Source organism: Clavibacter sp. (genome assembly GCF_014802555.1).
Classification (GTDB): domain Bacteria; phylum Actinomycetota; class Actinomycetes; order Actinomycetales; family Microbacteriaceae; genus Clavibacter; species Clavibacter sepedonicus.
Map to the genome: position 1 here is coordinate 1 of NZ_JAAVCB010000063.1, position 6,066 is coordinate 6,066.

At 72.9% G+C, this 6,066-nt stretch carries 6 protein-coding genes; 5 read left to right on the plus strand and 1 reads right to left on the minus strand.

Annotation, left to right across the window (positions count from 1 at the left end):
* The 4 genes from HDR73_RS07100 to HDR73_RS07115 form a co-directional block, all read left to right on the plus strand.
* A partial coding sequence (locus HDR73_RS07100; RefSeq protein ID WP_287136296.1) for an integrase core domain-containing protein occupies positions 1 to 113 on the plus strand: 113 nt, incomplete at its 5' end.
* A 65-nt stretch (positions 114 to 178) separates the two neighbouring features.
* Positions 179 to 859, plus strand: coding sequence for a Pr6Pr family membrane protein (locus HDR73_RS07105; RefSeq protein ID WP_012297739.1), 681 nt, complete (start codon positions 179 to 181; stop codon positions 857 to 859).
* A 64-nt stretch (positions 860 to 923) separates the two neighbouring features.
* The gene (locus tag HDR73_RS07110) at positions 924 to 1,556 is read left to right on the plus strand and encodes an alpha-ketoglutarate-dependent dioxygenase AlkB (protein ID WP_041464286.1); all 633 of its coding nucleotides are present in this window, start codon (positions 924 to 926) and stop codon (positions 1,554 to 1,556) included.
* 274 nt (positions 1,557 to 1,830) lie between these two features.
* Positions 1,831 to 4,026, plus strand: a complete 2,196-nt coding sequence (locus HDR73_RS07115) for a phosphocholine-specific phospholipase C (RefSeq protein WP_041464285.1) — start codon at positions 1,831 to 1,833, stop codon at positions 4,024 to 4,026.
* A gap of 67 nt (positions 4,027 to 4,093) precedes the next feature.
* On the opposite strand, the gene HDR73_RS07120 is transcribed toward HDR73_RS07115, so the two are convergent.
* Entirely contained in the window at positions 4,094 to 4,819 is a 726-nt protein-coding gene (locus HDR73_RS07120; protein ID WP_012297736.1) for a TetR family transcriptional regulator, read from the minus strand.
* A gap of 239 nt (positions 4,820 to 5,058) precedes the next feature.
* Here HDR73_RS07120 and HDR73_RS07125 point away from each other — a divergent pair, with 239 nt between their 5' ends.
* Complete coding sequence (locus HDR73_RS07125; RefSeq protein WP_012297735.1) at positions 5,059 to 5,748, plus strand: hypothetical protein; 690 nt, start codon at positions 5,059 to 5,061, stop codon at positions 5,746 to 5,748.
* The last annotated feature ends 318 nt before the right edge of the window (positions 5,749 to 6,066 follow it).

Consider the following 6,066-nt stretch of genomic DNA (forward strand, 5'->3'; position numbering starts at 1 on the left):
CCGCGACCTACCCTGCCTGGCTGCATCACTACAACCACCACCGCCCCCACACCGGCATCGGCGGACTCACGCCCGCCGAACGCGTTCACAACCTCACTGGGAACTACAACTAGGCCGCGCCACCGGCGGCGCGCCGACCGCGGATCCTCGAGGCACGGCCGATGTGGGACGGTGGAGCGTGCGCATCACCTGGGCCGTCGTCCGCCTCCTCACCGCCCTGACCGTGCTGGTCGCCGTCACGAGCCAGTACGTGGTCAGCTCCACGTACTGGCGGAGCATCGGGGTGGAGGGGATCTGGGGCAAGACCGTCGACTTCCTCATGTACTTCACCATCGAGTCGAACCTCCTGGCGGCCGTGGTCATGGCGGTCGGCGCCGTGCGGCTGCTGCGACGGACCCCCGCCCCCGGGCGCGGCTGGACGACCCTCCGGCTGGCGGCCACCACCTACATGGTCACGACCGGCATCGTCTACAACCTGCTGCTGCGCGGCCTGCCGACGATCCCCGGCGGCAACCTCCCGTGGTCGAACGAGGTGCTGCACGTGGTCGTGCCCCTGCTCGTCCTCGCCGACTGGCTGCTCGCGTCGGACCGCCGGGCGCTCGGCTACGGCGCGGTCGGCCGGGTCGTCGTCTTCCCGCTGGTCTGGGTCGCGGTGACGCTCGCGCGCGGGCCGATCACGGGCAACGAGGTGACGGGGGCGGCGACCTACTACCCGTACCCCTTCCTGGATCCCGCGACGGGCGGCGGCGGATACGGCACCGTGGCGGTGTGGGTCGCCGTCATCGCCGCGATGATCTGCGCCCTGACGCTCCTCCTGACGTGGGCCGGACGCCGCGCGTCCCGCGCCCGCGCGGCCTGATCGGGCTCTCCCCAGCGCTCGGTCACTCGAACATCCGTTCGAACATTCGGGCTATGCTCGCGCCATGAGCATCGCATTCCAGGCCTCCCTCTTCGACGACCTCCAGGCCGAGCCCGGCCTGGGTGCGCTCGGCGACGAGGTGCAGCGGCTCGACCTCGGGCAGGGCGCGTGGCTCGACATCCGGCCCGGCTGGGTGAGCGACTCGGACGCGCTGTTCGAGCGGCTCGTGGAGGACGTGGAGTGGACGGCCGACACGCGCCTCATGCACGGCCGCACGGTCGAGGTGCCGCGGCTCCTCTCCTGGTACGGCCCCGGCGCCCGGCTGCCCGCGCCGGTGCTCGTGGAGGCGCGCGACGCGCTCAACGACCACTACGGGCGCCCGCCCGGGCAGGTGCTCGAGACCGCGGGGCTCTGCTTCTACCGCACGGGCGAGGACAGCGTCGCGGGGCACGGGGATCGCGTCGGGCGCACGATCGACCGCGACACCATGGTCGCCATCGTGTCCGTGGGCGCGGCGCGCACGCTGTCACTACGACCGAAGGGCGGCGGGGAGGTACGGCGCTTCCCGCTCGGGCACGGCGACCTCGTCGTCATGGGCGGCAGCGCGCAGCGCACGCACGAGCACGCCATCCTCAAGACCGCGAAGGCCGTGGGGCCGCGCATCAGCATCCAGTTCCGACCGGTCTGGCCCGTCTGACGGATCGGCGGTGGGCACGCGGCAGCGTCGGGAACGATCCCGCTGTTCAGGCGGCATTCCGACGGATGTCGCTCCGCGCGACCCGCTGTTCCCCTGCACCGGGGAGGATCACGCCTGGCATCGACGCTCCTAGGCGCGACCCGCCGGGATCCCCCGCGTCGAGCCGAGCACGCGTCGAAGCGGGACCCCGCGACGGCGCGCGCCCTCCGTGTCGCCGCACCGTGGGATCCCCCGCCCGCGGGCCGCGGCACGATCCAGGAAGAAGGACCGCCCCGTGAGCGCCTCCAAGCCCGAAGAGCACGCCCCGGACGTCGACCTCGCGGCCGGCGTCGACGCCGCGCCCCCGCTCGACTCGTCGCGCCCCTACCGCACCGGGATCCGCCCGGGCGTCAGCCGCCGCACCGTCCTGCTCGGCGGCGCCGCCGCGATCATGGCGGGCGTGGCCGCGGGTTCCGTGGTCGGCGCGCCCGGCGCGGCGACGGCGGCCACGGCCGCCACCCGCAGGAACCTGACGCGCTCCATCGAGGACGTCCAGCACGTGGTGATCCTCATGCAGGAGAACCGCTCCTTCGACCACTACTTCGGCACGCTGCCGGGCGTCCGCGGCTTCGGCGACAAGCAGGCCGTCGAGCTCCCCGGCGGCGGCACCGTCTTCGCGCAGCCCGACGCGAGCCGCCCCGACGGCGGGCGCATGCTGCCCTTCCCGCTCGACTCGTCCCGCTTCAACGCGCAGGGCGCCGGTGGCCTCGACCACTCCTGGAAGGGCGGGCACCAGGCCTGGAACAAGGGCGCGTGGGACAACTGGGTGGTCGCCAAGAGCGAGCAGACCATGGGCTACTTCACCAAGGACGACCTCCCCTTCCACCACGCGCTCGCGTCCGCGTTCACGATCGCGGACCACTACCACTGCTCCCTCATCGGCCCCACGACCCCGAACCGCCTCTTCCAGTGGACCGGCACGGTCGACCCCCGCGGCACGGCCGGCGGCCCCGCCATCGACAACCCCGACGACTACGCCCCCGTGTTCAGCTGGACGACGTACCCCGAGCGGCTCCGCCAGGCCGGGGTCACCTGGAAGACGTACGCGAACGACGAGGTCGGCGACGAGGGCACGCACCCCTACGTGGGCGACTACGGCGACAATCCGCTGTGGCTGTTCCACCAGTACCACGACGCGCTCGCCTCGGAGGATCCCGCGACGCAGCAGCTCGCGCTCGACGGCGGCCTGCACGACGGCTGGAAGCCGGACTCCGGCAAGGGCCTCGACGTCACGCACCTGCTCGAGGAGTTCGGCAAGGACGCCGCGGCGAACACGCTGCCGCAGGTCTCGTACGTCGTGGCGCCGTACGGCTGGAGCGAGCACCCGAAGGCCAGCCCCGACTACGGCGCGCACTACACGAACGCCGTGATCCAGGCGCTCATGAGCAACCCCGACACCTGGGCGAGCACGGTGCTCCTCATCAACTACGACGAGAACGACGGCTACTTCGACCACCTGCTCCCGCCGCTCGCCGAGCCGGGCACGGCCGACGAGTACGTCGACGGGCTCCCCATCGGGTACGGCACGCGCGTGCCGCTCACGGTCGTGTCGCCCTGGAGCCGGGGCGGCTGGGTCGACTCGCAGGTGTTCGACCACACCTCGGTGATCCGGTTCCTCGAGACCTGGACCGGCGTCCACGAGCCCAACATCTCCGAGTGGCGCCGCACCATCTCCGGCGACCTGACCTCCTGCTTCGACTTCGCGCACCCCGACTTCTCGATCCCGTCGGCCACGGAGGTGCTGCCGATGAGCGCGACGCAGGCGCTCGTCGCGGCCGCCGACGCCGACATGGCGAAGCCGCCCGTGCAGGAGCCCGCGGTGGGCGCGCAGCGGATGCCCGAGCAGGAGGTCGGCACCGTCCGCCACCGCCCGCTCCCCTACCGGCAGGACGCGGACGTCGCGGTGGACCGGGCGACCGGCCGGGTCACGCTGACGATGCACAACAGCGGCCGGCAGGGCGTCTCGCACCAGGTGTTCCCCGACATCGCGCTGCCCTTCGCGTCGACGCCCTTCACCGTGGCGCCGCGCGGGAAGGCGGCCTGCACGTGGGACAGCACCGCGCACACGGGGGCGTACGACTTCAGCCCCTACGGGCCCGACCGGTTCCTCCGCCGCTTCGCCGGCACCGTGGTCGCGGCGGGGAAGGCCGACGTGCCCGTGCCCCGGGTCTCGGGTCTCGGGTCTCGGGTCTCGGCCGAGACGATCCCGGGCGGCAAGCCCGTGCTGCGCCTCACGCTCGCGAACGACGGGACGCCGTCGGTGCACTGCACGCTGACGGCCGACGACTTCATCACGCGCGAGCGCCACGAGACCGTGAAGCCCGGACGCAGCACGACGGTGAACTGGCCGGTGGACGAGTGGGGCTACTACGACGTGGTGGTCACCGACGGGAACGGCTTCCGCTACCGGTACGCGGGTCGCGTGGAGTAGCGCGACGCCACGCGACGGCGCCGGCCGGTCCTACGGGGCCGGCCTGCGTCGTCGTGCGGGGAACGCGTCAGGCGCGGGCGCGGTCCCGATCCGAGGAGGCGTCGTCCGCGTCGCCGCGTCCCGTCCAGACGTGGGCCTCGGAGGCGTCCGCGCGGCCCTCCTCCACGAGGGCCAGGTCGAGCGGCTGGGCGGCGCGCACGACGGCGTCGACGTCGGCGAGCCCCAGGTGGGTGAGCAGCGGGATCCAGAGGCTGCGGAGCCGCTCCAGCCGATCCCCCTCCGGCGCGCTCGGCGACCGGTAGGAGAGCACGCCGAAGGTCGCGCTGAGCAGGACGTCGACGACGGCGTCGAGGTCGGCGGCGCGGACGCCCTGCGCCGCGAGCTCCGCCTCCAGGTGCTCGCGGGTGAACCGCCACACGTCGAAGCGGCGCTCGACGGCGAGGCCGAGGCGCGGCATGTCCTGCAGGAGCCGGATGGCGCCGGCAGCGACGGGGCAGACCTCGACCGTGCTGGCGCCGGTGAGGAGGAAGACGACGAGCTCGTGCAGCACCCCCTTCCGGTCGAGCGCCGCCTCGATGCGGAGCCAGCGGTCCTCCTGGTCCTCGACGACCGCGCCCGCGAGGCGCTCCTTGGACGCGAAGAGGTGGTACCCGATGGCGGACTTGGGCTTCCCCATCGCCTCGGCCACCCGGGAGAACGACGTGCCCTCGTACCCGTGGGTCGCGAACTGGGCGCCCGCCGCCTCGACGATCTCGCGCCGCGCCCGGGACACCGCCGCCTGCCGCTGGTTCATGTCACTCCTTGTCCGCCGCCGGTCGGGGATCGAGGAATGGTACCCACCCGGGTCGCCGGGAAGCCGACAGCGGCGTGGACGTCCGGAGCCGGATCCGTGGCGAGCGAGCGCTCGTCAGACAATCGTCTGACGGACATGCGGCGTTCACCGGGACGTAGTCGATGGATCACTGAGCGCGGGGATCGCGCCCCTACCGTGCTCGCGGGGCGATGGTCGCCCCTCGATACGGAAGGTCAGGCATGTCCCTCGCATCCCCCACAGCCCCCGCCCACTTCCGCCCGTCCGTCCGCCTGCTCGCCGCCGCTGTCACCGTCACCGCCGTCGCGCTCTTCGGGCTGGGCTCCGGCGACGCCGCCCAGGCCGCCCCCGCCCACCTCGAGCAGTCGGCCGTGGCCTCGTCCCTCCTCAACGGCACGTTCGAGCACGACGTGAAGAGCGGCAAGATCACCGCCGACCAGCTCGCGTCGGTCGCCACGGAGGGCGTGGTCGTCGGCGGCCAGCACATCCAGCCATGGGTCGCGAAGGGCGAGAGCCACGCGCAGGTCGCCACCGAGATCCGTGCGGAGCTGGCGGACTCCGCACCGTCCCACGCCAACGCGGTGGAGAACGCGTCCATCCGCCAGGCCCTGCAGGTGCAGGACGGGCACACCGTCACCCCGCAGAAGGACGTCCCTGCGGGCATCACCGAGTCGAAGTGGGCGTGGAGCAACCACGAGTGGCACATCCCCGGCTATGTCGTGAAGACGATCATCACGTTGGGCGTCGCCGCCTACATCGGCACGGTGTGCATCACGCTCGACCTCTCACGGCTCTCCTGCATCGCGCTGGGCGTGGTCGTCGGGGGCCTCGGCGAGTTCATCAAGAGCTGGACCTGCGGCCTGGGCTACTACTTCGACTTCCCGAAGGTGTGGAAGTCGCACTGCGGCTGATGACGCCGGACCCGGTCGCCTGACCGGGACGCGGGGCGGCGGGCTGGCTCTCCAGCCCGCCGCCTCGTCATGTGCGGCGGGCATGCCGCCCGCCCTCCACAGGTGGCGAGAACCGTTCTCATACAGGGATAGCCTCCGCATGCGCTCTCGCGCACTCCCCCTGAATCGAAGCCGGATCCCGCATGCCCTCTCGCCCCTCGTCCCTCCCACCGCTCGAGGCCGACGGGCCCGCCGAGCGCCCGCCGACGGAGGGCCGGATCCGCGCCCTCGCCCGCCGGATCCCGGTGCCGCCGCGCGCGCGCCGCGTCGCCCTCGGCA